The organism is Odoribacter sp. N54.MGS-14, from assembly GCF_000980295.1.
Classification (GTDB): domain Bacteria; phylum Bacteroidota; class Bacteroidia; order Bacteroidales; family Marinifilaceae; genus Odoribacter; species Odoribacter splanchnicus.
Map to the genome: position 1 here is coordinate 1 of NZ_LARL01000137.1, position 1,999 is coordinate 1,999.

Consider the following 1,999-nt stretch of genomic DNA (forward strand, 5'->3'; position numbering starts at 1 on the left):
CCAGATCGTTACACCATTCGTGCAGGTCGGAACTTACCCGACAAGGAATTTCGCTACCTTAGGACCGTTATAGTTACGGCCGCCGTTTACCGGGGCTTCAATTCAAACCTTCGAGTTACCTCTGAGCTCTCCTCTTAACCTTCCGGCACCGGGCAGGTGTCAGGCCATATACATCTTCTTGCGAATTAGCATAGCCATGTGTTTTTGGTAAACAGTCGCCTGGGCCTATTATCTGCGGCTCTTTCACAAGAGCGTCCTTTATCCCGAAGTTACAGGACCATTTTGCCTAGTTCCTTAACCATGAATCTCTCGAGCGCCTTAGTATTTTCTACCTGATCACGTGTGTCCGTTTACAGTACGGATGATCATTACCTGAAGCTTAGCAGGTTTTCTTGGCAGTCAGCTTACCTGCATTATCCGCGCAACCGAAGCATTGCGGTACTATCACCTTTCATCTCTACCGGCGTGCTTCACTACCGGTATCAAAGAATACGGGTTTCAACGTACTATTCCGTCAGTACGCAGCAGTGTCACCTCTGCGTCGCTGCATCGCAGTTATGATCAGTACAGGAATATTAACCTGTTTACCATCGGGATCGCCACTCGGCTTACCCTTAGGATCCGACTTACCCCCGGATGATTGACATTGCCGGGGAATCCTTGATCTTTCGGCGTGCGGGGTTCTCACCCGCATTATCGTTACTTATGCCTACATTTGCTTTTCCATCCGCTCCACAATACCTCACGGTACTGCTTCTATGCTGAATGGAATGCTCTCCTACCGATTGTATCATCTACAATCCCATAGCTTCGGTTATATGCTTATGCCCGCGTATTATCCATGCAGGACCGCTCGACTAGTGAGCTGTTACGCACTCTTTAAATGAATGGCTGCTTCCAAGCCAACATCCTAGCTGTCTAAGCAGTCCCACCCCGTTTTTATTCCAACTTAGCATATAATTGGGGACCTTAGCTGATGGTCTGAGTTCTCCCTCTTTCGTCAACGGACCTTAGCACCCGCTGGCTCACTCCCTGTCTTCATGTTCTAGCATTCGGAGTTTGGCCGGATTTGATAGGCGGTGAAGCCCTCGCATCCAATCAGTAGCTCTACCTCTAGAACAAAACAACAGAGGCTGCACCTAAATGCATTTCGGAGAGTACGAGCTATTTCCCAGTTTGATTGGCCTTTCACCCCTACCCACAGGTCATCCGAAAACTTTTCAACGTTTACCGGTTCGGGCCTCCAGTTTGTGTTACCAAACCTTCACCCTGCCCATGGGTAGATCACTAAGGTTTCGCGTCTACCACCACCAACTTGACGCCCTATTCAGACTCGCTTTCGCTTCGGCTTACGTACCTGAAGTACTTAACCTCGCTGGTGATGAGTAACTCGTAGGCTCATTATGCAAAAGGCACGCCGTCACCGCACGAAGCGGCTCCGACTGCTTGTAGGCGTATGGGTTCAGGGACTATTTCACTCTTCTGTTCGAAGTGCTTTTCACCTTTCCCTCACGGTACTGGTTCACTATCGGTCTCTCGGGAGTATTTAGCCTTGCCGGATGGTCCCGGCGGATTCGGTCAGGATTACACGTGTCCCGACTTACTCAGGATTCTGCTATGATTCATAAACTTACATGTACGGGATTATCACCCTCTGTGATCACATTTTCCAAGGTGTTCCATTTCATTTATTTCATCAATGTCGCAGTCCTACTACCCCGCTACTGCCGAAACAATAACGGTTTGGGCTTATCCCCGGTCGCTCGCCGCTACTGGGGGAATCACGTTTGTTTTCTTCTCCTGCAGGTACTTAGATGTTTCAGTTCCCTGCGTTTGCCTACCTTACGGTATAATATGTCTTCAACATATTGGGTTATCCCATTCGGAGATCTCCGCATCAAAGGTTATTTGCACCTAAACGGAGCTTTTCGCAGCTTATCACGTCCTTCATCGCCTCTGAGAGCCTAGGCATCCACCATACGCCCTTTATTATTTACTT

General features: G+C 48.9%; 1 rRNA gene. It reads right to left on the reverse strand.

Annotation, left to right across the window (positions count from 1 at the left end):
- A 23S ribosomal RNA gene (locus WS42_RS14545) occupies positions 1-1,999 on the reverse strand; the annotation flags it as partial.